This window comes from Agromyces sp. NPDC029043 (assembly GCF_055564615.1).
Map to the genome: position 1 here is coordinate 660,345 of NZ_JBVHVX010000001.1, position 25,632 is coordinate 685,976.

Below are 25,632 nucleotides of genomic sequence, written 5' to 3' on the forward strand. Positions count from 1 at the left end.
CTCGAGGGAGAGGAGGCCCGTGCCCGAGATCGTCCTCGCCCACGACTACCTCGTGCAGTTCGGGGGAGCCGAGCGGGTCGTCGCCACGTGGGTCGACGCCTTCCGGCCGAAGGCGATGCACACGCTCGCGTACGCGCCCGAGGCCACGTTCGACGAGTTCCGTTCGATCGACGTGCGGGCCGCCATCCCCCCGTCGCTGAATCACCAGGTCGAGCGGATGCTGCCGGCACTGCCGTCGATCGCGGCGCGCACCAGGGTCACCGGCGGCGACCTCGCGCTCGTCTCGAGCAGCGGCTGGGCCCACCGTTTCCGGTACGGGATGCCGCACGTCGTCTACGTGCACAGCCCGGCGCGGTGGCTCTACGCCGCGGAGGACTATCGCCTGCGGCTCAGTCCGTTCCGTCGAGCCGGCCTGAAGGCGAGCACCCCGCTGCTGCGCCACGGCGACCGCGAGGCGATGCGCCGCGCCGAAGCCGTGGTGGCCAACTCGGTGGTGACGCGCGATCGGGTGCGCGCGGTCTACGGGATCGACGCGGTCGTGGTCAATCCGCCGGCCGAGCCCGTGTCCGACCGGGCCCGGCGACCCGGCCGCGCCCTGCCCGAGGCGTTCGCGCTCTGCGTGGCACGCGATCGCGGGTACAAGAACGTGCCGCTCGCGGTCGCGGCGGCGAAGGTCGCCGGCCTGCCGATCGTCGTCGCCGGGTCGGGTTCCGAGCACCTCGACCGGCCCGAGGAGGGCGTCCACGGGCTCGGCCGCGTCGACGACGAGGAGCTGTGCTGGCTGTACCGGCGGGCCGAGGTCATCGTCGGCGCCGCTCGCGAGGACTTCGGGCTGACCATCGTCGAGGCCGCGCTCGAGGGCACTCCGGCGGCGGTCGTCGCCGCGGGCGGCTACCTCGAGACCGTGGCCGACGGCGAGAACGGGTTCCATGCGGCCTCGCCCACGCCGGAAGACCTGGCCACCGCCATCCGCCTCGCCCGCGAGATCGACCCGGCGTCGTGCCGGGCGTGGGGCACGCGGTTCGGTCGCGAGGCGCATCTCGCCCGGCTCGCTAGAGTGATGGAAGAGGTGGTGCAGCGGGCGTGAGCGAATCCGAGGTCAGCGTGCCGCTTTCGGTGCGCCTTCGATTCGGGCATGCCGCCGTGCAGTACCTCGCCGATAGCGTCGGGGTCGACCTGCTCCACATCAAGGGCGCGGCGGTCGACCCGTCGCTGCGTCCGGCCGCGAGCGGCGGGAGCGACGTCGACGTGCTCGCGCGGCCCGAGCACGTCGACCGGCTCGATCACGCACTGCGGGAGCACGGATGGCGCCTCTTCAGCACGTTCGACTACGGCTCGCCCTTCGGGCACGCGCAGACCTACCTGCACGACGCGTGGGGGTACATCGACATCCACCGGTTCTTCCCCGGCATCCGGCTGGAGCCGGCTCGCGCCTTCGACCGGCTCTGGGCCGATCGGCACGAGACCCAGATCGCCGGTGTCGGATGCCACGTGCCGAGCGTGCCCGCGCAGGCGCTGCTGCTCGTGCTCAACGCGGCAAGGTCGAGCGGGGGGAACGGATGGGACGTGCCGCTCGCATGGGGCGATGCGCCCGAGGAGCGTCGCGCCGAGATCCGCGAGCTCGTCGACGAGCTCGGCGCGCACGTCGCGTTCGCCGCATCGGTGGGCGGCCTCGACGAGTTCCGCGGCGAGCGCGACTACCGGCTCTGGAAGGTCGTGTCACGCGGCGGCACCCGGTCCGAGGAGTGGTGGGCGCGGGTGCGCGCCGCGCCGTCGCTGGCCGAGGCGGTGCGCATCGCGGCGCGCGCGCCGCTCGTGAACGTCGAGCACCTCGCGTACCGGCTGGGCCACCGGCCGAGCCGGCGCGAGATCGCCGTGGAGTTCGCCGCACGCCCTGTGCGCGCGGCCGGCGAGGCCTGGCGGACGCTGCTGCGCCGGGGAGCCCCGCGGTGACAGGGCTCCGGCCGCGCGACGACGTCGCGGTGATCGAGGACGAGGGGACGGTCTACGCGGCGATCCTGCCGGGCGGTCCCATCGCCGTCCTGCAGGACGTGGCCGCGGTCATCTGGGATGCCGCATGCCGCGTCGACCGCGCCGCGATCGCCGACGAGGTGGCCGGATTCACGGGCGCGGAAGCCGAGACCGTGCGCGCCGACGTCGATGCGTTCGTCGACGACCTCGTCGCGCGCGGACTCCTCGAACCCGGTCCCGTGTGACCCGTCGAGCGGTCACCTGCGATACTGGAGCGATTCTCACCAAAGGGACGTGACCATGGGTTCGACGAGCCTCCGCGCGCTGATCTGGCGCAGTCGGATCGCCGACTGGTGGGCGAGCGCCTGGCGATGGGTGCTCATGGCCGCCGGCGCCGTGGCATCCGTGTACATCCTGCTCGACCAGGGCGTGCAGAACGCGCCGATGATGGCGGTCGCGCTGGCGGCGCTCATCGTCGCGGCCGTCGTGACCCACTCCCAGCCGCTCGCGATCGCACTCGTCGCCACGCCGGGCCTGTTCATCGTGCAGCGCGTCGGATTCGGCGGCGGGGGCCTCTCGGTATCGGATGTCGCGCTCGCCGCGGCGTTCGGCTCGGCACTGCTACTCGGCCGCCGGCCGTACAGCGCACCACTGCGCCAGCTGCTGTGGCTCAACCTCATCTACCAGTTCACGACGCTCTTCACCGTCATCGTCAACCCGTTCATGGCGAACACCATCGAGTGGTTCCACTCCTGGCTTCTCGTCTCCGGGGCGCTCATCGTGGGCTGGGCGCTCGGCGCCGCCGGGCACGCGAGGCTCACGCTCAAGCTGATGATCCTCACCGGATGCGGGCTGGCGATCCTCACCATCGTCCACGGGCTCATCCAGTACGCGCGCGGCGACTTCGGCGCGGTCTACCTCGTCTTCCCGTTCGAGATGCACAAGAACTTCGTCGGCACCGTCCTCGCCTTCATCGCGGTGATCGTGTACATCAACCCCGACTGGTTCGACTGGCCGAAGCGGGCGGCGACGGCGGTGTTCTGGCTGATGATCGTGGCGATCCTGCTCACCCAGTCGCGGCAGGCCCTCATCGGGTTGATGGTCGCGGTCCTCGTGGCCGTGATCCGCCGCCGCGTGACGGGCAAGTCGCGATTCATGCTCGTCCTCATCGTGCCGGCCGTCCTGCTCATCGTGTCGATGGTCGCCGACCAGATCGCCTCGCAGAACCAGTACAACTCCGTCTTCCAGCGGATCAACTGGTTCCGCGAGGTGTACCACCTCTGGCGGGAGTCACCCGTCTTCGGCCACGGGCTCCGCTACTGGTACCAGGACCCGTCGCTGTTCCAGCCTCCGCAGGCCGAGATGGAGGTGCTCGTCACCGCGGGGCTGGTGGGCCTGCTCGGCTTCGCCGTGATGTGGGTTGGGATGACCCTGGTGCTGTGGCACGTCGACCCGCGCTACGGCACGCTGGCGGTCGCCATCCTGCTCTCACGCCTGGCGCAGGGCCAGTTCGACCTGTTCTGGACGGCCGTGCAGGTGTCGGTGCCGTTCGTGATCGCGGGCATCTGCCTCGGCGCGATGGCGCTCGATGAACGGGCGCGCCCCGACGGCGAGCCCGACCGGGCGGGGCGCCATGCCGCGCCCCGAGGCCGTCACGCGGGGAGCGTCGCGGGCTCGTAGCGGCGGGCGACACCGCCACGCGCCATCCGCCGGCCGCTCAGCGGCTACCGCTTGGCGAGCAGCTCGGCGCTGACCAGCTGCCGCACCGCCTCGCTTACGACCTCGGCCGCGTCGACGCCGGGCGGCGGCGGCGGCAGTTCGCTGAGGGCCGCCTCACGGAGGTCGTCATCGGTGGAATCGGCGGCCGCGAGCCAGACGACAGGACCGACGCCGTCGAGCACCGTGACCTCGTTCGGCCGGAGCACGATGAGCCGGTCGTCGACCATCAGCGCATCGGAGTGCTTGGTCCGCCGGTAGGTGCCCTCGGTGCCCGGCGTCTCCTCGCTGCCGCGAGCGCAGTCGCAGTCGCGCTGCGACTCGTTCGACACGTCGAGCAGGACCGCGTCGATGTCGTCCCGCAGCGCGACGATCTCGTCGACGGCCGAGGCGAGCGTCGAGGCCTCGGAGTAGGTCACCCGGCGGATGCCTCCGGTCGATGTCACGAGATCGACGAGCGTGCGGAGCGGCCGCGTCATGGCCGACAGGTAGCTCGTCTGCGGCACGAGACCCTCGAGAGCCTCGGTGAGGGGAACCCACTCGACCACCGGACGCTCGAAGCCGGGACGGCGGTCGAGGAGCACGATCGCCTCCAGCCGGAGGTCGTCGCCCATCGCGGCGCGAAGCCCGAACGACGCCGCGTTCCCGAGGCGCTTGTACGCGGGACGCTCGCCGATCGACAGCGGCTTGGGGAACGCGATGACCGTGCCGTCGGGGCGGACGGCCAGCGTCTCGTCGGTGACGTACTCGAACGATCGCCCCAATTCGAGGGCCGCGGTGGTCTTGCCCCGACCCGAGGGGCCGACGAATCCGAGCACACCGCCGTCTGGCCGCGCGACCGCTGCGGCGTGCAGCATGAGCGCCTCGCCGGCCAGGTCGCCGATGGCGATCAACGTCACGGCCGAGGCGATCATGTCGGCCAGCTCTTCCGCGGATACAGCGGTCAAGAAGCGGATTCCGTCGGCCGACTCGGGCAGGACCGATGGGTCGCCGAGCCCGGCCCGCAGCACCGTCCGGTCGGTCGCGTCGATGTCGGCGACGCGAAGGTCGGACCACTGTTCTGTCAGAAGGACCTGCTCCTCGGGAGTGAGAGAATCCTCGAGCTCGATTCGGACGACGGACTCGAGCGCGCGCACATGGAAGGCCGTTGGCATACCATGGAGCCTACTCAAGGAGGGGCCTGCCGCGCCGCGTGGCCTCGATGGACCGGAGGTCGCATTGCAGCTCAGCGATTACCTGCGCGGCCTGCGCAGGCATTGGCTCGCCATCTTCCTGATGACCCTGGTGGGCGTCGGCAGCGGGTACGCGTGGACGCTGCTGCAGACCCCGGTGTACGTCGCCGGGGCGAGCGGGTACGTGGTCTCCAAGCAGAGCGAGGATGTCGGAACCTCGACGATCGGCGACAACCTCGCTCGCTCGCGCGTGCAGTCCTACCTCGACATCGCCGGATGGCGCTCGGTCGCCGACAACGCGATCGACGACCTCGGGCTCGACACGACGCCCGAGGCGCTCGTGGGTCGCGTCACGGTCGAGAACCCCGACGACACGGTCATCATGCGCATCACCGCCGAGGGCGACACGCCTGAGGGCGCGCGCGACCTCGCCGAGGCGTGGATCCGCGCGATGAAGATCGAGATCGACGCCATCGAGGGTGACGGCACGGCCGGATCGGCGCCCGTGACGGTGATCCCCGGCGACTCGGCGAGCCTGCCTTCGACACCGGCGTTCCCCGACGTCCAGACGGCCCTCATCGTCGGCGGCGTGCTCGGCTTCGGGTTCGGCGTGGCCTTCGCCATGATCCGAACCGTCTCCGACCGCCGCATCCGCACGGCCGACGACGTCGAGCAGAAGACCGGTGTGGCCGTGGTCGGCACGATCCCCGTGGCGCCGGGTCTCGACAGCGAGCAGCGACTGGTCGACCCGTCCCAGTCCAACAAGAAGGGCAACAACACCTTCGCCGTCACGGAGGCACTCCGAGCCCTGCGCACGAACCTCCAGTTCATGGACGTCGATCATCCGCCGAAGACCATCGTCGTCACGAGCCCGCTGCCGGGCGACGGCAAGTCGACCATCGCGTGCAACCTCGCCCTCACGCTCGCGGCGGCCGGCACCACCGTCGTCCTCGTCGACGGCGACCTGCGGCGCTCGATGGTGGCCAAGGCCATGGGGCTCCCCGGCGGAGCCGGCCTCAGCGACGTGCTCGCCGGCCGTGCCGCGCTCTCCGAGGTGCTCCAGCGCACCCCGAAGTCGAACAACCTCCTCGTGCTCGCCGCCGGCAGCGTGCCGCCCAACCCGAGCGAGGTGCTCGGCTCCGAGCGCATGCATGCGCTCATCGGCGACCTGGCGAAGCACGCGACCGTCATCATCGACGCGCCGCCGCTGCTTCCCGTGACGGATGGCGCGGTGCTCACGCACCAGGCCGATGGCGCGCTCGTCGTGGTCACCCTCGGCAAGACGACGCACGACCTGCTCGAGAAGGCGCTCGACACGCTGCGGAAGGCGCGCGGCCGCGCGCTCGGCATCGTGCTGAACAAGGCGCCGCTGCGCGGCGTCGACGCGGCCCAGTACTCCTACGAGTACCGCCGCGACTACTCCGCGCCGCCCGTCGAGCACCTGACGCCCGCCGGAACCGTCGATGCGACCGACGTGAGCGACCTGACCGACGCCGCCGAGCCGGTACCCGAGCCCGAGGTCACGCCGGCCCGGCGTGGTCGCCGAGGCTGACGCGCGGCGCCGCCCTCGATGAGCACCATGCCACCGGCGTACGACGCCGGGCTAGAGTCGCGGCGCCCGGCGGTGACCGTCGTCATCCCGCTCTACAACGGATCCTCGTACATCGCCGAGACGCTGACCTCCGTCCACCGGCAGACGCTGGCCGACATCGAGGTCATCGTCGTCGACGACGGCTCCGATGACGACGGCATGCGGGTCGTCCGGGAGCATCCGGTAGCCGCCAGGCTCGTCGAGCAGTCCCACCTGGGCGTCGCCGTGGCGCGGAACCGGGGGCTCGCGCTCGCCCGCGGGCGGTGGGTCGCCTTCCTCGACCAGGACGACCTGTGGCATCCGACGCACCTGCAGCGCGCGGTGGCCTGGCTCGACGCGCACCCGGCCGAGCGGATCATGTTCGTCCGGGAGTTCACGTTCGGCGTCGCCGACGAGACCGATCGCCTCCGGGCGATGGACGCGAACGTGGGCGAGTGGGCGACCTTCCTCGTCGGCCGGGAGCGGACCCTCGATGAGCTCATCGACCGGGCCGACACCGCCGGCTCCGACGCGATCGAGGTGCACGACCTGCGGGCGATGCTCGCCGGGCCGATCTCGGTCACGACCAGCTTCGTGGCCGATCCGGAGCTCCTGCGGCTCGCGGGCGGATTCGCACCGCACGCGCTCGCGATGGACGACTACTGGATGCTCGTGAACGTCGCCCGGCTCCAGCCGATCCCGCAGGTGGCACAGCCGACCGTGTTCTATCGCGTGCACCTCGGCGCCACGTCACGCACCACGCGCCTCGGGCTGCCGTTCCTCTCGTCGGCCGTCGCGCTCCGGCTCGGCGGCGGGCTGATCCCCGTCTCCGAGGGCCTCGCCGGCGGGCTCGACGGCAAGCTCCACCGGCACCTCCTGCTCGAGCTGCTCGGGTCGCCCGAATACGCCGACGGCTCGTTCCGCCGCTCGGTCGGCCATCTCGCGTCGCTACTGTGGCCGCCCGACGGTCGCCGGCGGCAACGGCGACGCGCCGTGCTCGCGGCTCGCCTGCCCTGGCTCAGGCGCGCGGTACGCGCGGCGCGAGGCCGTTCGTGACGCGTCGCCGCGACATCCGGTGCTCCAACCTCAGGGGCTCGGGGCGGATGGCACGGCGATCGGGCGGTCGCGCTCCGGCCCCGACCGCCTGAGTCGCTTCGACCACGCGATCGCCGGCACCTCGACCCACCGGTGCAGCAGCTCGGCGCACCCGATCGCGGCGGCACCGCCGACCAGGACCACGATGAGTTGAGCGGCGGGCTGATCGGGCAGGAGCTTGAAGCCGAGCCCGCTGATCACCGAGATGACGGGCAAGTGCACGAGGTAGAGCGAATACGAGAGCCGGCCCGCATGCAGCAGCACCCGCCCAGGGGAACGCGCGAGCCGACCGCGCACCACGAGCACGGCGATGAACCCGCCGGTCGCGATCGCGAACCACTCGCCGCCCCACGGGTCGGCCCGGTCGAGCACGAACCGCACGACGAGCGCCCAGGCGACGAGGACCGCGAAGACGCCGATGACGATCCTCGCCCCGACCAGCCCTTCGGCGAACCACGCCAGCACCATCCCGATGCCGAACATCCACCACGCGCCCAGCACCCACGGTCCGGAGTTCAGCCCCGCCAGCGGCAGGGCCAGCGAGATCGCGCCCAGCACCGCGGTGCTCCAGGCGATCACCCGCCGGCGGGCGAGGTCGCTCCGGGTCAGCCGGGTCGCGACGACCGCGAGCGCCACGACTACGAGGTAGTACTGGACCTCGAGGCAGAGGGTCCACGCGACCGCGAGCACGGCCGGCACCCCGAGGATGTCCTGGAGGTACAGCATGTTGATCAGCACCTCGAGGGGGGTGAACGTGCGCGGCACGAGCCCGGGCACGAGCGACTGGGCGTACTCGATCACCAGCACGATCGCGATGGTGGCGTAGTACGGCGGGTCGAGCCGCACCTGCCGGCGCAGTGCGAACCGCCCGCCCTCCCTGAGTCGTCGCATGTTCGCGGTGGTGTGCGCGATGACGAATCCCGAGATCACGAAGAAGATCGCAACGCCGCCCCGCATGAGGCCGGTCGTCGTCGTGACCGCGTCGGGCAGCCACTCGCGCAGCTCCTCCGCACCGGCGGCGTTCCAGAACATGTGGAACACCAGCACGGACAGTGCGGCGACTCCCCGCAGTCCGTCGAGCGCGAGGAAGCGCCCTGGCGGCGGGGGCTTCATGAGGTCGAATCATAACCGCCTCGTGCAGCAAGTAGGATGCCTCATGCTCGCGTGACGGATCCAGGAATGGCGGTTCGGTGATCGAGACCCCCTCGACAGACGCCGGTGCGATCCCGTCCGGCGGTCCCGGCGCGCCCGCGCTCAAGGCGCGGGCCCTCGCCTTCTACCTGCCCCAGTTCTTCCCCATCCCCGAGAACGACGAGTGGTGGGGCCCCGGGTTCACCGAGTGGACGAACACCGCCCGCGCACGACGCCTGTTCCCCGGCCACGTGCAGCCGACCCTGCCGGCCGACCTCGGGTTCTACGACCTCCGGGTGCCCGAGACGCGGCAGGCGCAGAGCGACCTCGCGCGCCGCTACGGGGTCGAGGCGTTCGTGTACTGGCACTACTGGTTCGGCGACGGCGACCGCATCCTCGAGCGGCCCTTCCGCGAGGTGCTCGAGAGCGGCGCGCCCGACATCGGGTTCGCGCTGGCGTGGGCGAACCAGTCGTGGACGGGCATCTGGCACGACGCCGCCGACAAGGTGCTCAAGCGGCAGACGTACCCCGGGCCCGATGACGACCGGCGCCACTTCGAGACGCTCCTGCCCGCCTTCCGCGACGAGCGGTACGTGCGGGTCGACGGCCGGCCGCTGTTCTACGTCTTCCGCCCCGAGGAGCTGCCGGATGCCGCGGCTTTCGTCGACCGCTGGCAGGCGATGGCGCGAGAGGCCGGCCTGGGCGGGCTCTACCTCGTGGCCGAGGCGAGCGACCTCCTGGGCGCCGGCACCAGGTATGCGGATGCCGCAGCCGACGGCTTCGACGCGAGCGTCTACATGCGCCTCCCCGCCAGGGTGAACCGGTCGACCCGGTTCCGCATGCGCGCGATGCGCAAGGTGCTCGGCGGCCCCGAGGTCTGGCCGTACTCCGACTCGATCGTCGATACATATCCGCGCGATGCGCACGTGCAGCCCTGCGTCTACCCCAACTGGGACAACACGCCGCGCGCCCGGCGCCGCGGGCTCGTGCTGCAGGGCGCGACGCCCGAGAAGTTCCAGCGGAACGTCGAGCAGGCCGTCGCCCTCCTCGCCGACCGGCCGCCGTCGGAGCGGCTGCTGTGGGTGAAGTCGTGGAACGAATGGGCCGAGGGCAACCACCTCGAGCCCGACCTTCGGGAGGGGCATGCGTGGCTGCGCGCGCTGCGGGACGGGCTGACGTGAGCGTGGCGGCGCGCCGGCCGGCGGTCCCGCCCGGCGGCCCGCTGCGCATCGCGATGATCTCCTACTACCTGCCGAGCGAGAGCAAGATCGGCGTGGGCCACCAGGTGCACGCGCTGGCGAACGAGCTCGCCCGCCGGGGTCACACCGTCGACGTGTACAGTCCGTGCGCCCCGGTGGAGGGCGCCCTCTACGGGCACGTCCACGTGCCGCTCTCGGGGTCGCTGCGCACGTTCCGCTTCGCGTTCGAGATGCGGCGCCGCGACCTCTCGTCGTACGACGTGCTGCACGCGCACGGCGAGGACTACTGGATGTGGCGTCGACGCGTGCCGATGCACGTGCGCACGCTCCACGGCTCGTGCTTCGAGGAGGCGCTGCGCATCCGGGGCGTCAAGGAGCGGGCCCGGATGGTGCTGCTGGGCTTCACCGAGGTGCTCGCGAGCCTCGTGGCCGATCGCACGGCGCTGATCTCGCCGCAGACGCGGCGCTGGACGCCGTGGGTGCGGACCGTCATCCCGAACGGGGTCGACGTCGCTCGGTTCGCCGGCACGGAGACGCAGGGCGGCCGAGAGCCGGCGAAGTGGCCGGAGCCGACCGTGCTGTTCGTCGGCACCTGGCACGGGCGCAAGCGCGGCGCCGAGCTCGCCGCTCGGTTCGCGGAGCGGGTGCGCCCCCGGATCCCGGGCGCACGCCTTCGCATGGTCACCCAGGACGCGCCGGCCGACCTTCCCGAAGGCGTCGTCGCGCTGGGCCGCCTCACCGACGACGAATTGGCCGAGGAGTACCGGAAGGCCTGGGTCTTCTGCCTCCCCTCGACCTACGAGGGATTCGGCATCCCGTACGCCGAGGCGATGGCCGCCGGGCTGCCGGTCGTGGCCACGCCCAACGTCGGCGCCCGCTTCGTGACCGACGAGGGCCGGTTCGGCCTGCTGACCGGCATGGACGAGATCGGCGACCGGCTGGCCGACGTGCTCGGCGACCCGGCCGAGCGCGAGCGGCTCGGCGCCCTGTCGAGCCGGCGCGCGGTCGAGTTCGACCTCGCCCGAGTCGTATCCGAGTACGAGCAGCTCTACCGGTCCGGGACCCGGGTGTGAGCGCCGCCGCGACGCGAGTGCTCTGGCTCAGCAACGAGACGCCCGACGTCGCCGGCCAGGGTGGGCAGCGAAGGCAGTACTTCCAGATTCGCGAGCTCGTCGCGGCCGGCATCCGTGTCGACCTTCTCACGCTCGCCGGATTCCAGGGCGATACGTCCGTCCGGGCTCTCGCCGACGTGCGGCGCGTCCATCGCCACCGCCGCGGCCTGCCCGACCCCCATGGCCGCGCCGTGGTCGCGCGAGCGCTCCGCTCCGGCGCGTACGAGGCCGTCATCGTCGCGCACCTCGAATCCTGGCCCTTCGTCGAGCGATGGGCCCCGAACCGGTCGGGGTCTCGGCTGCTCGTCGACGTGCACAACGTACTGAGCGCGTGGGCCGGGGCGGCGGGCGACGCCGACCGTGCGGCCGCGTACGCCGCGACCGAGGCGCTGGTCCTCGAGCAGGCCGACGCGGTCTCCGTCTGCTCGGACGCCGAGGCCCAACGGCTCCCCGAGGGCGGAGCGGCCGAGCGGATCGTCGTCGCCCACGGGATCGAGCCCGGTGAATGGCCCGATCCGGGCGTGCCCGCCGGCCTGCCGGCGGTCGGCGCGCTCGGGAACTGGAACTGGCCGCCCAACGCGTCGGGCATCGACTGGTTCGTCCGCGACGTTTGGCCCGCGGTCCGGCGACGCGTACCCGACGCGGAGTTCCTCGTCGCCGGGAACGGCCTGGCGGGATCGGCCGCGAGCGCCGACGGCGTGCGGTACCTCGGTCACGTCGCCGACCGGATGAGCGTCATCGACGCGGTCGACGTGATGGCCGTTCCGGTCCTCTCCGGCGTGGGGGCGGCCGTCAAGTTCGGCGAGGCGCTCGCCTCGGGACGGGCCGTGGCCGCGACGCACGACGGCGCCAGCGCGCACCCGGGCGCACCGGCATTCGTCTCCGACGATCCTCGCGAGTGGGTGGAACGGCTCTCGTCGTGGTTGACCGATCGGAGCGCCGCGGTCGAGCAGGGCCGAGCCGCGCGATCCTTCGCGTTCGAGCGCCTGGCGTGGGCGCGAACGACCCGGCCGCTCGTCGACTGGATCCGACGGGGCGACCCGCGGGCGGATCAGGCGGCCGGACCCGGCTCGGCCCGGTAGCTGAAGTCGGCCAGCACGAGCCCCTTCTCATAGGCGTCGGCCGGTGCCATCCCGGGATAGGGCAGCTCGGCGAGGACCTCGAACACCGCGGCCCCCTGCCAGGCGTCGAGGATGCCGGCGCGGCACGCGAAGACGTCGACGGTGTACCGGCCCGGCCGCAGCCACAGGCCGTTGATCGTGAGCGTCGCGCGCTGCGGACGCTCCGGGTCGAGCCACAGGTCGTGGACGCGCGAATCGCACTGCGCGATCACGACGCCGTTGACGTCGTTCACGTGGGCCGAGACGTAGTACGGGAGCCCCGAGTCGGTGCCGGCGGCCAGGTCGATCTCGATCACCGTGTCGTCACCGGGCACGAGATTGCTGTCGGTGCGGACATCGGTCGCCCTGACCTCGCCGGTGCCGGGTCGCCGCGCCGCGTCGCGCTGCACCGCGGCGAAGTCCTCGAAGGTCGCGCGGTACCGATCGAGCGCCCCGTCGACCGAGCCGTGGAAGTCGAGGTGGCCGGCGTTCAGGAACAGCGCGCTCGTGCAGAGCGAGGTGACCGTGTGCATCTGATGGCTCACGTAGAGCACGGTGCGGCCATCTCGGGCGGCGTCGCGCATCTTCGCGAGCGACTTGCGCTGGAACTCCGCATCGCCGACGGCCAAGACCTCGTCGATCGCGAGGATCTCGGTGTCGAGGTGGGCCGCGACCGCGAAGGCGAGGCGCACGTACATGCCGGACGAGTACCGCTTGACGGGGGTGTCGAGGAACCGCTCGACACCCGCGAAGTCGACGATCTCGTCGAAGCGGCGGCGGATCTCCCGGCGGCGCATGCCGAGCAGCGTGCCGTTGAGGTAGATGTTCTCCCGCCCGGTGAGCTCGGGGTGGAAGCCCGTGCCGACCTCGAGGAGGCTGCCGACGCGCCCGCTCAGCTCGATGCGACCGGTGGTCGGCGCGGTGATGCGCGTGAGGAGCTTCAGCAGGGTCGACTTGCCGGCGCCGTTCCGGCCGACGATCCCGACCGCCTCACCCCGCGGGATCTCGAAGTCGAGACGATGCAGCGCGTCGAAGTGCTCGACCTCGGCGCGGCGGAACGGATGGCGCAGGAACTCCACGATCGCCTCGGTCGCACGGTTCGTGCCGTGGCGATGGCTGATGCGGTAGGTCTTGGAGAGGTTCGAGACCGCGATCGCGGTGCCGTTCGACATACGAGCCCTCGTTCTCGGGTGGCGCCCGACTGCGCGCGGGTGCCTCATACCGTAACATCCAGGGGGTGTCACCCGAACGCGGGGTCCGCTCGATTCGTCCGAGGAAGACTCAGACCCTAGAGTTGGCTGTGAAAAACCGATAGTGTGCCCAGAGTATTGCCCGGCCCACCATCAACCCGACCCGATCGCCCACGCGTTGGGGTCCCTGTCACAGCACATGTCCCAGGAGGAATCCCCACCATGAGCGACCTCGAAGAGAAGAAGAGCGGCGTTTCGCGCCGGACCGTCGCGAAGGCGATGGCCTGGTCGGTGCCGGCGGTAGCCCTCGCGGTGCCCGCACCCGCGTACGCCGCCAGCCCCTGTACGCCGATCATCACGTTCGGCCCGACCAGCTGCAAGTGCCCTGGCCAGTCGACGGGCGACCCGTGGGGCTTCTACCTCACGATCTGCGCCACCGACGCGGCCGGCTGCGACCTGCCCGACGGCACGAAGATCACGATCACGGGCGTCGTCAGCAAGACCGGCGGCCCCGGCGGCACGCCGCTGACCCCCGCCGCCGGCAACATCGTGCCCTTCGACCTCACCGTCGGCGAGTGCTCGACCGAGCGCCTGTGGTTCGGCACGAACAGCGGCAACTTCCTGTGGGTCACGTACACCTACAACGGTGTGGCCGGGCGCACGCCCGACATCGCGTCGCCGCCCGAGTGCGGCAAGACCGAGGTCAGCACGGTTCCCTGCGCCGACCGGTAATGGTCTGACGACGAAGGCCCCGGTCCTAGCGACCGGGGCCTTCGTCATGCGTGCCCGGCGCAGCCGAGGCCGGTCTCAGATCAGGTCGGCGAACGTGCGCTCGTGCCGCTGGAACACGATCGCGCCGAGCAGGAAGAGGCCGAGGCTCACCACGATGGCGCCCACGAGCTGCCAGGTCGGCGGGAACGGCGTGCCCAGCATCGAGAACCGGAAGAGCTCCATCAACCACGACAGCGGGTTGGCGAGGAACACCGGCAGCAAGTTCTCGGGCACCGCGTCGAGCGAGTAGGCGACCGGGGTGGCGAACAGCGCGACCTGCATGATCCACGGCAGCACGTACGCCACGTCGCGGTACCGCACCATCCAGGCCGATGCCGCGAGGCCGATGCCGAGCCCCGTCAGCGTGAACAACAGGACCCAGACGGGCACGAGCAGCACGCCCCATCCGGGATTCACGCCGTAGACGATGAGCAGCACGACGCCGAGGCCGAACCCCACGGCGAAGTCGAGCAGGGCCGACATCGACGTGGACAGGGGCACGAGCATGCGCGGGAAGAAGACCTTCGCGACGAGCGCCTGGTTCGCGACGAGCGACGGCGCCGCCCGCGTGAGGATGCTCGCGAACAGCGTCCACGCGAGCATGCTCACGTACGAGAACAGGAAGTACGGCGTGCCGCCGGTCGGGAGGTTCGCGACGCTCCCGAAGACGAGCGAGAACACGCCGGCGGCCGCGAGCGGCTGGATGAGCACCCAGGCCACGCCGATCGCGGTCTGCCGGTAGCGCAGCACCACGTCGCGCTGGCCGAACCGCAGGGCGACCTCGCGCGCCTCCCAGAGCTCGCGCCAGTTCGGCAGCGCGAAGCGCCCGGGCGGGGTGATCACGGTCGGGCGCACGATGGCAAGACTACCGGTCGCGTACGGCCTCGGCCGGGCCGGGGGCCGGTCGCGCCAGACGCCGCAGCACCTCGCTCATCTGCTCGACCCGGTCGGTCCACGTCGCAACCTCGGCGTCCGCGCCCTCGGGGAACGCGGCTGGCGCAGGCACGGCCGCGCGCACCGCCGCGGCGAACGCCGCTCCCTCCGCGACGGTGAGGCGCGCATCGGCCGCGTCGCGGAAGCCCGCGACCGGGGTGGCGACCACCGGACGCCCGACCGCCTGGTACTCGTACAGCTTGATCGGGTCGAGGCTGTCGGTGAACGGCGTCACGAGGTGCGGCACGACGAGCACGTCGGCGTGCTGCAGGTAGCCCACGACCTCGTCGCGGGCGCGGGGGCCGAGCAGGCGTGCGCCGGCGCGCTCGAGCCGCTTCGCGTCATCCGCCGACAGCAGGTTCGGTCCCACGAGCACGAGCGAGCCGGCCTCGCCGAGCGCCCGCGCGGTCGCCTCGCACAGGGCGACGTCGATGCGGTCGGCGTGCACGGTGCCGAGGTAGAGCGCCACGGGTCCGCCGGGGAGGTCGGACGGTCGCGCCGTCGGACGGCGATAGGCCTCGACGTCGACCGCGTTGGGGATGAGCTCCACACGCCGCGTGGCGCCCTTGCGGCGCGCGAGCTCGGGCGAGCACACGACGACCTCGCGGGCCAGGCCGAGCAGGCGGGCCTCGTTTGCGGCGGTCCGTTCGAGCTCGCCCGTCGGGCGGTCGGCGGCGACCCAGTCGTCGGTGACGTCGTACAGGGTCGGCCAGCCCGTGCGCTCCGCGAGGGCGACCATGCCGGGGTCGTTGATCCAGAGCAGCGGATGGCGCATGCCGAGACCGCGCGCGGCCCGCATGACGCGGCGCGCGAGCCGGTCGTCGGCGCGCCGGTCGAGTCGGCGGGGCAGCCACTTCACGGGTCCGAACCGCCAGAGCCGTGCGGGCGCGACGGCCGGGATCTCGCGCACCCGCCGGCCGAGCCGCGGCCGCCGTCGCGAGACGAGGTCGTGCACCGGATCGGCGGCCGGCTCGACGAACAGCACCCTGAGCTCGGGATCGGACCGCAGCAGCCCCGCGACGAGATGCTGGTTGCGCCGCCACACCTCGTCCCAGCGCTCGAGCGAGACCACCACGAGATCGGTCACAGCACGCTCCTGTAGATCGCGTCGGTGCCCTCGAGCTGGGCTTGCATCGAGAACTGGCGGTGCTGGCGATCGCGCTCCGCGAGGCCGAGCGCGTCGCGACCGGCCGGGTCGCCGGCGAGGGAACGCAGGCTCGCGGCCGCCGCCTCGACGTCGTCGGGCCGGAACATCGCGCGAGGGTCGAGGCCGGCGAGCATCGCGCGGTGCCCGGCGGCGCCCGCGGCGACGACGGGCAGCCCGCCCGCCATGGCCTCGAGAACCGTGAGCCCGAAGTGCTCGAACGGGCACGACGCGAGGAGCAGGCCCGCACGGTCCATGACGTCCGGCAGGTCGGCGCGGAAGCCGAGGAACCGCACCGAACCGGTGAGGCCGAGCGTCTCGACGAGGTCGTGCAGCGCCGCCGACTCGGAACCCGTGCCGGCGACCTCGAGCGTCCAGCCGTCGTCGGCGAGCCGGGACGTCGCGAACGCGCGGATGCCGACGTGCGTGTGCTTCTCGGGTTCGAGCCGCTGCGCCATGAGCACGGTGCGCGTGCGTGCGGTGGCATCGCCGGCCGCCCGCGGCTCGAGGCCGGGATGGACAATCGTGCTCGGCCCGTCGACGGCGGCCGCGACGACGTCGCTGATCGCGATCTGCGCGGCGATACGGCCGCGGAGGAGCGACCCGATCGGCACCGGGCCGACCCGGCCTCGGGGCTGCGCGAAATGCCGCGTGGCCACGATGGGAGGCCGAGGCGGTCGCGCCCCGGCGAGCCCCGCCACGGCGCCGAGGTCGGCCGCGGTCATGTGCGTGTTCACCACGTCGACCGACCTGGCGTGCCGGCGGACCGCACGGGCGACCTCGATCGTGCGAGCGGCGGGCGCGAACGCGACATCCGCCGCAGCCAGGCCCGGACGCATTCGGTCGGCCGCACCACCGATTACGGCGACGCGGTGCCCCGCCCCGGCCTGCGCGCCCGCGAGGCGCAGCACGAACTGCTCGACGCCCGCGAACCCGTCGGACCGGATCGCGTGCAGGATGCGGAGCGGCGCGCTCACGTGGCATCCTTCGCCCGGCGCACCTCGTCGACGAGCGCGAGGTACCGTTCGGCCGCCGCACCCCACGAGTGGGCCATCGCGCTGTCGCGGGCCCGCCGCCGCCATTCGTCGAGGTCCTGCGCGCCGAGCTCGGCGAACCGACGCCCGATCTGCTCGGCGTCGGGCGCCACGAGGAACCCGTTCACCCCATCGACGACGACGGATGGCGCGATGCCGACGGGCGTCGAGACCACCGGGAGCCCGGCCGCGAGCGCCTCCATCACGACGAGGCCGTACGACTCGTACGCGCTCGGCAGCACGAACGCGTCGGCCGCCCGCAGGAATGGCACGGGGTCGGGGTGGGCTCCCGCGAACCGAACCTGCTCCGCGACGCCGAGTCGTTCGGCCTCGGCCGACGCGTGCCGGATCATCTCGGGCGTGCCGCCGACGACGAGCAGGGTCGCGCCGGGCGCGTGCGTCAACGCCGCCAGCGCCAGTGGCAGTCCCTTCCGCTCGAATTCGTGACCGATGAACACCACCACCAGCCGGTCGTCGGGGATGCCGAGCTCGGCCCGCGCGGCTGCGCGCTCGGCCGCGTCGGCCGGTCGGAATCGCTCGAGGTCGACTCCGTTGGGGATCACCCGGATGGGAGCGGGGATCCGCCCGTACGTCTCGACGAGCAGCTTCGCCTCCTCATCGCTCAGTGCGACGATCGCCCGGTGCGTCGTCCCGCGGTACCTGATGCGATCCCGCGCCGCGGTGAAGAGGTGCAGCGGATTGCGGACCATGCGCCACGCGTAGCGCCCGCGGTTTCGCATGGCCACCACGAGCAGGCCGTGGTTGACGTAGATGTCGCCCGTCATCGCGTCGTTGTGGCAGATCGACACCGCATCGGGACGCGCGGCGAGGAACCGCCGGGCGCGAGCCGTTCCGACGGTGCTGAACCACACGACCTCGCGTACGTGCCGCACCCGCGCGGCGAACGCCGATCGCGGCGGGCGCCGCGGACGACGACCCGCCTCGCGCGCCGTGAATCGCTCGACGGTCGCTCCGCGCTCCCGGAACTCCCGCTCGAGCGCATCGGCGACGCCGGCGACGCCGCTCCCGGGCTCGATCGACGGAGCGATCTGGACGATCCGCGTCATCGAGTCGACCTCGCCCCGGCCGAGCGGCTGGCGCCGTCGGCCGGTGACGCGGCGCCGGGCTGCGGCTCGCGGGCACCGGGTTCCGCAGCGAGCTGCTCCGCGAGCTCGAGGTACCGGCGTGCGATGGCGCGCCATCCGTACGGCTCGGCACTGCGGCGGGCCCGCCGGCCCCACTCGGCGAGTTCCGAGGCATCCAGCTCGGCGAGGTGCTGAATCCGCCGCCCGATGTCGACGGGGTCGCGCTCGACCAGGTAGCCGTTCACGCCGTCGTCGACGATCTCGCCGGCGAAGCCCACCGGGGTGGCCACGACCGGCAGCCCGCTGGCCAGCGCCTCGAGCACGACGAGCGCGTTCGCCTCGTACGCGCTCGGCAGCACGAAGAGATCGCTCGCCGCGAGGAACGGAGCCGGGTCGTTGCGCGGCCCGAGGAAGAGCACGCGATCTCCGACGCCGAGGGATCGGGCGTCGGCATACGCCCCGGCGATGATGTCGTCGTTGCCGCCGATGATCAGCAGCAGCACGTCGGGGGCATGCGTCAACGCGCGAATCGCGAAGGCGAGGCCCTTGCGCTCGAACTCGTGCCCCACGAAGACCGCCACACGCTCGTCGTCGCCGAGCTTCAGCGCGTCGCGTGCGGCCCGGCGCTCGTCGGCCGTCGGCGGCCGGAAGCGCTCGAGGTCGACGCCGTTCGGGATGACGACCACCGGCGGGCGCACGCGACCGTATGTGGCGACGAGCTCGGCCGCCTCGCGCTGCGAGAGCGCGACGACCACACGGTGCGTGCGACCGCGGTAGCGGAGGCGGTCGCGCAGGTGGTTGAAGATGTGGAACGGGTTGCGGACCATGAGCCAGGCCGGGTTGCCGCGTGCGCGCATCGACGCGAGCACGATGCCGTGATTGACGTAGATGTCGCCGGCCAGCACGTCGTTGTGGCAGATGGAGATCGCGTCGGGCCGGGAGGCCAGGAACCGCCGGGCGCGCACGGTGCCCACCGTGCTGAACCACACGACCCGCCACCCGCGGGCGAAACGGCGCAGGAGCTTCGCCTTCGGCCACCGGAGCGGCGCGGTCCGCGCATCGGCGAACGTGTACCGCTCGACCGTCGCCCCGAGGCCGCGCAGCTCGCGCTCCAGGTTCCATGCGACCCCCGCGACGCCCGCGCCGGGGCCGATGAACGGGACGATCTGGACGATGTGGGTCACGCGGCGCTCCCGGCGTACCGCGCCTCGACGCGGGTGGGTCCGAGGCGGTAGAGCGCGGCTCGGCGGCGGGCATCGCGCCCGCGCTCGCCGGGCAGGGCGATCGAGCGCGCCATGGACCCGACCCACTGGCCGACCCTGGCCGCCTGCCAGCCGAGCTCGCCGTGGTGCTTGCGCAGGTAGCGCTCGACCGAGGCGTGGAAGTGGGCTTCGCGCCGGAGTGCGTCGCGGCTCGTCGCCGCGCCGGAATGCTGCGCCGTCGCGCTCGGGACCACGGCGTGCCGCCAGCCGAGGCGATGCGCGCGATAGGCCCAGTCGGTCTCCTCGGAGTAGAGGAAGAACCGCTCGTCGAACCCGCCCACCTGGTCGAGCGCCTCTGCCCGGAGCAGCAGCACGGAGCCGATCACGAACGTCGGCGCGCGATGCAGTCGCGCGAGTCCGAGCGCTTCGAGCCACGTCGAGGCGGGGGAGGGGAACGGCCACTCGACGCGCGCCGAGTCGCCGTCGTCGTCGACCTGCGCGGGGCCGACGCTCGCGAGGTCGGGACGCGAGCGCAGCGCGGCACCGAGTCGCGCGACGTCGTCGACGCCGATCACGGCGTCGGGGTTGAGCAGCAGCAGGTCGGCGCCGGGCACGAGGCGGTCGTCCAGCGCGACGTTCACCCCCGCCGCGAACCCGCCGTTGCGGCCGGCGTCGAGGTAGCGCACGCCGACCTCGTCGCAGACGGCGCGGATGGCGGGGAGCGACGAGTTGTCGACGACGGTGACGGGCATGCTCGTCAGCGGCTCGATGGCCCGCCGAATGAGGTCGGGTGCTCCGTAGGCGACGACGACCACCTCGATCGGGGGCGCCGCCGAGGGCCGCGTCAGCGGCTCGTGGAGGACGGAGCGGTACAGGTCGAAGTAGTCCTGGCCCACTGCGTCCCAGCTGCACTCGCGGGCGCGCTCGAGTCCGGCCGAGCGCAGCTCGTCGGCCCTCGGCCCGGCCGCCTCGGCGAGCGCCGCGGCGAGCGCAGCGGCGTCGCCCGTCGGCACGACGATCCCCGCCCCGCCGACGACGTCGGGCAGCGCGCCCGCGTCGCTGGAGACCACGGGCACGCCCGTCGCCATCGCCTCGATGGCCACGCGCCCGAACTGCTCGGTCCAGTCGGGCGTCGGCAGGGAGGGCACCGCGAGGACGTCGAGCGATCGGTAGAACCCGGCGAGCTCGTCGGTGCCGAGCGGCCCGAGGAACTCGACCCTCGACGCGAGGCCCGCGCCCCCGGCGCGCGCTCGCAGCTCGGGCTCGAGCGGCCCGGCTCCCGCGATGCGCAAGCGCAGCCGCTCGTCGAGGTCGAGCGCGTCGAGGAGCACGAGGAGGCCCTTCTCGGTGACCAGCCGGCCCGCGTAGCCGACCATGATCGACGAAGTCGACCCGGCACCGACGGCGTCGGTCACGGACGCGGGCGCCGGCTCGAACCGGTGCAGGTCGATGCCGAGCGGGATGACCCGTGCCCGGCCCGCGAACCCCTTCTCCTCGACGATGCGCGCGGCATCCGCGTTGCACGCCGAGATGCCCGATGCGGCGCGCAACGCGGCTCGCTCGAACCAGCGGAACGGCACCGGGTAGCGCTTGCGCAGGTTCTGCGCGGTGTACAGCACCACCGGGGTGCGACGGCGTCGGATGGCGCGCAGCAGCAGCACCTCTGCGGTGGCGAGCGCGAACGGCTCCTCGTGGACGTCGACGAGGTCCCAGTGCTCGCCCAGCGCGCGCCAGATCGGACGCGGGTCGTAGAGGAACAGCGCCGGATGACGGCCGACCGTCGCGACACCGGCCACCAGTTCGCCGTCACGCGGCTCGAGGCGCACCATCCGGCCGCCCTCGGGCCAGGCCCTCGCGCTCAGCGTGGCCACCTCGACGCCGAGAGCACGGAGGGCGCGCTCGCGACCCCTCCATTCGTCGACGACGGCGCTATGCGATATTCTCAGCACGCGCACGTCGCCCTCCAACGTAGAATCTCAGATCAGGAACAAGATATCGCCGGTGCGCCCACGCCGGAGAACGCCCTTCGACCCGAAGCAAGGGGATCACAGTGACCAACGGTGCCTTCACTGTACCCGCCGCAGTGCAGCGAGCCCGGTGCTGACATGAGCAACCGGCGACCGACCGACAACCGTTTCCCTCGCGTCCTCCACCTCGATCACACCACCGTCGCCGGTGGTGCCGAGTTCGCGCTCCTGCGCATGTTGAAGGCCGGCGCTCCCTGGTCGCCTTTCGTCATGATCGCCCCGACCGACGAGCCGGGGCGGGGCGTCTACGAGACGCTGCCACCCGAGGTGCCGTACTGCGTCGTCGGCGTGCGCCAGCCGGCCGGCGTCAGCTGGGGCGGCATCGGGCTGCAGCTCGTGGCCGGCGCCCGGCTCATCGTGCAGGCCCTCGCGACGCGGCTGCACCCGCGCTTCCGAGACGCCGACGTCGTCGACGCGAACACCGCCCGCGCCGCCGCCTACGGCGCGATCGCCGCCCGCCTCTCGCGCGTGCCGTTCGTCGTGCACGTGCGCGACATGACCGACCGCGACGCGCTCGGCCGGTTCGGGCACTTCCTCATGACGCGCGTGATCCTGCCGCGCGCCGACGGCGTGGTCAGCGACACCCACCCGCCGCTCGACTCGGCGCGCCCGCACCTGCGGCCCGAGGCGATCGCGCGGGTGATCCCGAGCGCCTCCGGCATCCGGCTCCGCGAGACGCTGCCGGAACGCGCGCCGGGCGGCCTGCGGGTGGGCATGCTCGCGCGGATCGACCCGTGGAAGGGCCAGCGCGTGCTGCTCGACGCGTTCGCCGAGGCGTTCGCCGGCACCGACGCCACGCTCGAGTTCGCCGGGGCCGCGCCGTTCGGCCATGAGGACTTCCTCGCCGAGCTGCGCGAGCGGGCGGCCGAGCTCGGCGTCGCCGGGCAGGTCCGGTTCCTCGGGCACGTCGACGACGTCGACGGCCTGATCGATCAGTGGGATGTCGCGGTGCAGGCGTCCACGCGTCCCGAACCGCTCGGCCAGAACGTGCTGCAGTACCTCGCGTCGGGCCGTGCGGTCGTCGTTGCCGACGAGGGCGGGCCCACCGAGTGGGTGCACGACGGCGTCAACGGCCTCCAGTTCGCGGCTCGCGACATCCGCTCGCTGGCCGACGCGCTGCGCCGGCTCGGCGCCGACGCCGCGCTGCGCACGCGACTCGGCATCGCCGCGGCGACCACGCCGGGCCTCCTGGGCGACAGCGAGGTCGCCGAGGCGCACGGCATGTTCTACGCCGAGGTGATCGACGCGGTGCGTCAGCGCGCGGCGCGCGGCCGCCCGGCGGCGGTGCCCGCGTACGACGAGATCGTACGGCGGCAGCCGAGCGTCAGCAGCGCGTCGAGCCGGGCGGCGTGAAGGCGCGCGTCCACGAGGTCCACCCGGCGTGGGCTCGCCCGGTGATGGGGGCGGCGCGGTGAGCGCCGACGGCTTCACGGTGCTCGTCGTGTGCACCGGCAACGTCAATCGGTCCGCGCTCGGCGCAGCGCTGCTCGACACGTGGGCGGGCTGGTACCTGCCCCGTGAGCGCGTCGCCGAGGTCAGGGTGACGAGCGCGGGCCTGCGCGCTCCCGTCGGCAACCGCATGGGTCGCCGTTCGCGCGCCATCGCCGACGTTCTCGGCGCCGACTGGTCGCGGCACCGGGCCGCGCAGATCAGCGAGGCGGCGATCCGCTCCGCCGACCTTGTGCTCGTCTCCTCGGCCGACCAGCGCGAGGCGGTTCTGGGCCTCGTGCCCGGGGCGCTTCGTTCGACGTTCACCATCCGCGAGGCCGGACGGATCGCGGAGGGCCTGCCGGCGCTGCCGCAGCCCGGGTCCGTCGACGAGATGCGCGAGCGAGTGGCGAGGCTCGCGCGCAACCGCACCGTCGAGGTGCGCGTCGGCGGCGACGACGACATCGTCGACCCGCAGGGCAAGGACGATGAGGCATACCGCCTGATGACCCGCCAGGAGATCCCGCCGCTCGCGCGCATCGCGCGCCTGCTGTTCGGCATGCCCGATTCGGAGGTCGAGGCCTACGACCGGGTCGCGGGCGAGGCGGCCTTCACGTTCGCCGACGACGGCACGAGCATCCGCGCCACGTCGGAGCGCGATCGCGGCCGCCACGAGGCCTGATCGAGCGGTCGGCGCGGGGTCATGGCCGGTCGTCGAAGAGGTGGGCCGGATCCCAGGTGCGCCACGACCGCGGATCGTCGATGACCACCCGGTCGGCGGCGGGCGCCGAGCCCGGCCCCGCGTCCGCGCCATCCGCCGGCGCGCCGGCCTCGCCCCGAAGGTACGCGACCCACTCGGCAACCCGGGCCCGGTCGTCGAGCGCCGCCCAGTCGCGCCAGTGGGTGGCGATCGTCGCGTCCTTGCCGGCCTCGTCGAGCGCCGCGACGCCCTGGGAGGCTTTGCGCGAGTACTGCTCGAGCGATCGGCAGGAGTAGTGGAGCATGTGCAGCTCCACCGCAGGCCGTGGCCCGCGATCGCGGAGGTCGTGGTTGCCCTCGCCGACCCATGCCCACCGGCGCGCGCGGAAGGCGATCTTGCGCCACATGGTGGGGTCGCGGTCGACCTGCACCGGGCGGCTCGCGTCGAGGTCGATCCGGCCGTCCTCGACGAGCGGATACACCGTGCGGTAGTCGCACCACACGCGATCGGCCGTGACGCGCGCGAGCCGGTCGGCCAGCGAGGCGTCTCGTGCGAACCAGAATTCGTCGGCATCGAACGGCACCACCCAGTCGGCGCCGGCGCGCCACGCGAGATGCGCGAGATACGACGTCTTCATGCCCTGGTGGAAGGCGGGCTCCGCGTCGGTGCCGACGTGGAGCCGGGGATCGTCGGCCGCGACGGCCGCGAGCACCGACGCGGTGGCGTCGGTCGAGCCGTTGTCGACGACGATGACACCGGCGACGCCCTGGCCGAGCATGTGCCGGACGGAGTGCCCGATCACGTCGGCCTCGTCCTTCGCCATGCACACGGCCCAGACGGAGCCCGCGTGTCGCGGCGACCGCCGAAGACCCGGCACGCTGATGTTCCGATTGAGATGGCGCTGCAGTGCACCGCGCCGCTCGCGTTCGAGTCGGATGCGGTGCATCGCGCGTCGTCCGGCGTCGCCGACGGGGTCGGGCAGCACGTCGGCGACGATCTGCTTCAGCCCCATGCCGACACGATATCGGCGCGCGGGGCGGTCGCGCGCGGCGTGACGCTCCCGGCCGGGCTCAGCTGCGAGGCGACGGCGTCGCGCCGGCCCTGCGCGGTGTCGACGAGGCCGTGCCGAGCGCGTCGACGCCGGACGGCCCGGCGGTGACGAACGCGGTGATCGCGTCGAGCGCGACATCCGCCCCCAGCACGCGCGAATGCCCCGCGCCCTCGGTCGCCGCGAGACGCGAACGGTCGCCGTGCGCCTCGTGCAGGCGCACGGCCTCGCCGAACGCCACCTCGCGGTCGCCCCGGTCGTGGAGGACGAGCAGCGGCATCGGCTCGGGCAGCAGCTCGGCCGTGCCGTCGAAGCGGCGCCACGGGTCGTCGAGGTGGGGCAGGATGCGTCGGGCGAACCGGGCCGCGACGGCGTCGGCGGTCGCGGCGCTCACGCCGACGCGGGCCGCGAAGGAGTCGACGAGGTAGCGCGCGTCGGCCATGCCCCCGATCGCGACGAGCGCCCCGGCCGACACGCCGTCGCGAATCGCGGCCGCGCTCGCCATCGCGCCGAACGAGTGCCCGACGACGGTGTGGAACCGGCCCTCGCGTGACTGCAACGCCTCGATCGCCGCGAGCCAGTCGCGCACGTCGGTGCGTCGGCCGAGCGAGTCGCCGTTCGCGGGCGCATCGAAGGCGACCAGCCGGAAGCCCTCGGCGCGCAGCTCGCGAACGATCGGTGCGAACTGCGACGCGCGGCCGCGCCATCCGTGGACGAGCAGGATCGTGTCGGGCCCGGCGCCCCACTCGTAGGTGACGATGTCGCGACCGCGGACGCGGAGGAGGCGGCGCCGCGCGGCGTCGTGCACGGCTCGGTCGGCTTGGCGCACTGGCAGCCGTGGGCCGACGCGCATGAACAGCGGCAGTGCCAAGCGGGCCGCGGCATCGGGCGAGACCCGATCGGCCGCGCGAACGGCGGCGACCTGCGCGGCGAGGAGGGGATCGACGATGGTCACGACGTGCTCCGATCAATGAATACGAACGGTCGTGCGTTGAGTATACGAA

23 protein-coding genes are annotated in these 25,632 nt (G+C 72.7%); 12 read left to right on the forward strand and 11 right to left on the reverse strand.

Annotation, left to right across the window (positions count from 1 at the left end):
- Positions 1-19: 19 nt before the first annotated feature.
- The 4 genes from ACZ4TW_RS03210 to ACZ4TW_RS03225 are packed head-to-tail and all read left to right on the forward strand — an operon-like array spanning position 20 to position 3,651.
- Entirely contained in the window at positions 20-1,087 is a 1,068-nt protein-coding gene (locus tag ACZ4TW_RS03210; protein ID WP_465540045.1) for a glycosyltransferase, read from the forward strand.
- The gene (locus ACZ4TW_RS03215; RefSeq protein WP_465540047.1) at positions 1,084-1,953 is read left to right on the forward strand and encodes a nucleotidyltransferase family protein; all 870 of its coding nucleotides are present in this window, start codon (positions 1,084-1,086) and stop codon (positions 1,951-1,953) included. The genes ACZ4TW_RS03210 and ACZ4TW_RS03215 overlap by 4 nt, the downstream gene beginning before the upstream one ends.
- A complete protein-coding gene (locus ACZ4TW_RS03220) occupies positions 1,950-2,216 on the forward strand; it encodes a PqqD family protein (RefSeq protein WP_465540050.1) in 267 nt (88 codons plus the stop codon). Before ACZ4TW_RS03215 ends, ACZ4TW_RS03220 begins: the two co-directional genes overlap by 4 nt.
- 55 nt (positions 2,217-2,271) lie before the next feature.
- Positions 2,272-3,651 (forward strand): O-antigen ligase family protein, encoded by a 1,380-nt coding sequence (locus ACZ4TW_RS03225; RefSeq protein WP_465540052.1) that lies wholly within the window; start codon positions 2,272-2,274, stop codon positions 3,649-3,651.
- Between the two features lie 44 nt (positions 3,652-3,695).
- Here ACZ4TW_RS03225 and ACZ4TW_RS03230 read toward each other — a convergent pair whose 3' ends face one another.
- A complete protein-coding gene (locus tag ACZ4TW_RS03230) occupies positions 3,696-4,841 on the reverse strand; it encodes a hypothetical protein (RefSeq protein ID WP_465540053.1) in 1,146 nt (381 codons plus the stop codon).
- 64 nt (positions 4,842-4,905) lie between these two features.
- On the opposite strand from ACZ4TW_RS03230, the gene ACZ4TW_RS03235 reads away from it, so the two are divergent.
- Both ACZ4TW_RS03235 and ACZ4TW_RS03240 read left to right on the forward strand, forming a co-directional pair.
- On the forward strand, positions 4,906-6,411 hold the full coding sequence (locus tag ACZ4TW_RS03235; protein WP_465540055.1) for a tyrosine-protein kinase domain-containing protein: 1,506 nt from the start codon (positions 4,906-4,908) through the stop codon (positions 6,409-6,411).
- A gap of 72 nt (positions 6,412-6,483) precedes the next feature.
- Complete coding sequence (locus ACZ4TW_RS03240) at positions 6,484-7,485, forward strand: glycosyltransferase family A protein (RefSeq protein ID WP_465540056.1); 1,002 nt, start codon at positions 6,484-6,486, stop codon at positions 7,483-7,485.
- Between the two features lie 30 nt (positions 7,486-7,515).
- Here the strand turns inward: ACZ4TW_RS03240 and ACZ4TW_RS03245 are convergent, their stop codons facing one another.
- A complete protein-coding gene (locus ACZ4TW_RS03245) occupies positions 7,516-8,637 on the reverse strand; it encodes an acyltransferase family protein (RefSeq protein WP_465540058.1) in 1,122 nt (373 codons plus the stop codon).
- Positions 8,638-8,714: 77 nt separating this feature from the next.
- Between ACZ4TW_RS03245 and ACZ4TW_RS03250 the strand changes: the two genes are divergently transcribed.
- The 3 genes from ACZ4TW_RS03250 to ACZ4TW_RS03260 are packed head-to-tail and all read left to right on the forward strand — an operon-like array spanning position 8,715 to position 12,048.
- The gene (locus ACZ4TW_RS03250) at positions 8,715-9,836 is read left to right on the forward strand and encodes a glycosyltransferase WbsX family protein (protein WP_465540059.1); all 1,122 of its coding nucleotides are present in this window, start codon (positions 8,715-8,717) and stop codon (positions 9,834-9,836) included.
- Positions 9,833-10,927: a glycosyltransferase family 4 protein gene (locus ACZ4TW_RS03255; RefSeq protein WP_465540061.1), complete on the forward strand. Its 1,095-nt coding sequence runs from the start codon at positions 9,833-9,835 to the stop codon at positions 10,925-10,927. Before ACZ4TW_RS03250 ends, ACZ4TW_RS03255 begins: the two co-directional genes overlap by 4 nt.
- The gene (locus ACZ4TW_RS03260) at positions 10,924-12,048 is read left to right on the forward strand and encodes a glycosyltransferase family 4 protein (protein WP_465540065.1); all 1,125 of its coding nucleotides are present in this window, start codon (positions 10,924-10,926) and stop codon (positions 12,046-12,048) included. Before ACZ4TW_RS03255 ends, ACZ4TW_RS03260 begins: the two co-directional genes overlap by 4 nt.
- Here ACZ4TW_RS03260 and ACZ4TW_RS03265 read toward each other — a convergent pair.
- Positions 12,018-13,238 (reverse strand): ABC transporter ATP-binding protein, encoded by a 1,221-nt coding sequence (locus ACZ4TW_RS03265; RefSeq protein WP_465540067.1) that lies wholly within the window; start codon positions 13,236-13,238, stop codon positions 12,018-12,020. The genes ACZ4TW_RS03260 and ACZ4TW_RS03265 overlap by 31 nt on opposite strands.
- Positions 13,239-13,478: 240 nt before the next feature.
- On the opposite strand from ACZ4TW_RS03265, the gene ACZ4TW_RS03270 reads away from it, so the two are divergent.
- Positions 13,479-13,988 carry a hypothetical protein gene (locus ACZ4TW_RS03270; protein ID WP_465540069.1) on the forward strand — a complete coding sequence of 170 codons (510 nt, stop codon included), beginning with the start codon at positions 13,479-13,481 and terminating at the stop codon, positions 13,986-13,988.
- Between the two features lie 75 nt (positions 13,989-14,063).
- Here the strand turns inward: ACZ4TW_RS03270 and ACZ4TW_RS03275 are convergent, their stop codons facing one another.
- Genes ACZ4TW_RS03275 through ACZ4TW_RS03300 form a run of 6 tightly spaced genes read right to left on the reverse strand, consistent with a single transcriptional unit; the run spans position 14,064 to position 21,380 of the window.
- Entirely contained in the window at positions 14,064-14,882 is an 819-nt protein-coding gene (locus ACZ4TW_RS03275) for an ABC transporter permease (RefSeq protein ID WP_465540071.1), read from the reverse strand.
- A gap of 10 nt (positions 14,883-14,892) precedes the next feature.
- Positions 14,893-16,047 carry a glycosyltransferase gene (locus ACZ4TW_RS03280; protein WP_465540074.1) on the reverse strand — a complete coding sequence of 385 codons (1,155 nt, stop codon included), beginning with the start codon at positions 16,045-16,047 and terminating at the stop codon, positions 14,893-14,895.
- Positions 16,044-17,081: a glycosyltransferase gene (locus ACZ4TW_RS03285; RefSeq protein WP_465540076.1), complete on the reverse strand. Its 1,038-nt coding sequence runs from the start codon at positions 17,079-17,081 to the stop codon at positions 16,044-16,046. Before ACZ4TW_RS03285 ends, ACZ4TW_RS03280 begins: the two co-directional genes overlap by 4 nt.
- Positions 17,078-18,205, reverse strand: a complete 1,128-nt coding sequence (locus ACZ4TW_RS03290) for a glycosyltransferase family 4 protein (RefSeq protein ID WP_465540077.1) — start codon at positions 18,203-18,205, stop codon at positions 17,078-17,080. Before ACZ4TW_RS03290 ends, ACZ4TW_RS03285 begins: the two co-directional genes overlap by 4 nt.
- Positions 18,202-19,407 carry a glycosyltransferase family 4 protein gene (locus ACZ4TW_RS03295; RefSeq protein WP_465540078.1) on the reverse strand — a complete coding sequence of 402 codons (1,206 nt, stop codon included), beginning with the start codon at positions 19,405-19,407 and terminating at the stop codon, positions 18,202-18,204. Before ACZ4TW_RS03295 ends, ACZ4TW_RS03290 begins: the two co-directional genes overlap by 4 nt.
- Positions 19,404-21,380, reverse strand: a complete 1,977-nt coding sequence (locus tag ACZ4TW_RS03300) for a glycosyltransferase (RefSeq protein ID WP_465540080.1) — start codon at positions 21,378-21,380, stop codon at positions 19,404-19,406. The genes ACZ4TW_RS03295 and ACZ4TW_RS03300 overlap by 4 nt, the downstream gene beginning before the upstream one ends.
- A gap of 282 nt (positions 21,381-21,662) precedes the next feature.
- Here ACZ4TW_RS03300 and ACZ4TW_RS03305 point away from each other — a divergent pair, with 282 nt between their 5' ends.
- On the forward strand, positions 21,663-22,805 hold the full coding sequence (locus tag ACZ4TW_RS03305) for a glycosyltransferase family 4 protein (protein WP_465540082.1): 1,143 nt from the start codon (positions 21,663-21,665) through the stop codon (positions 22,803-22,805).
- 58 nt (positions 22,806-22,863) lie between these two features.
- Positions 22,864-23,562 carry an arsenate reductase/protein-tyrosine-phosphatase family protein gene (locus tag ACZ4TW_RS03310; RefSeq protein ID WP_465540084.1) on the forward strand — a complete coding sequence of 233 codons (699 nt, stop codon included), beginning with the start codon at positions 22,864-22,866 and terminating at the stop codon, positions 23,560-23,562.
- 19 nt (positions 23,563-23,581) lie between these two features.
- On the opposite strand, the gene ACZ4TW_RS03315 is transcribed toward ACZ4TW_RS03310, so the two are convergent.
- A complete protein-coding gene (locus ACZ4TW_RS03315; protein WP_465540086.1) occupies positions 23,582-24,592 on the reverse strand; it encodes a glycosyltransferase family 2 protein in 1,011 nt (336 codons plus the stop codon).
- A 58-nt stretch (positions 24,593-24,650) separates the two neighbouring features.
- Positions 24,651-25,583, reverse strand: a complete 933-nt coding sequence (locus ACZ4TW_RS03320) for an alpha/beta hydrolase family protein (protein ID WP_465540088.1) — start codon at positions 25,581-25,583, stop codon at positions 24,651-24,653.
- Between the last annotated feature and the right edge of the window lie 49 nt (positions 25,584-25,632).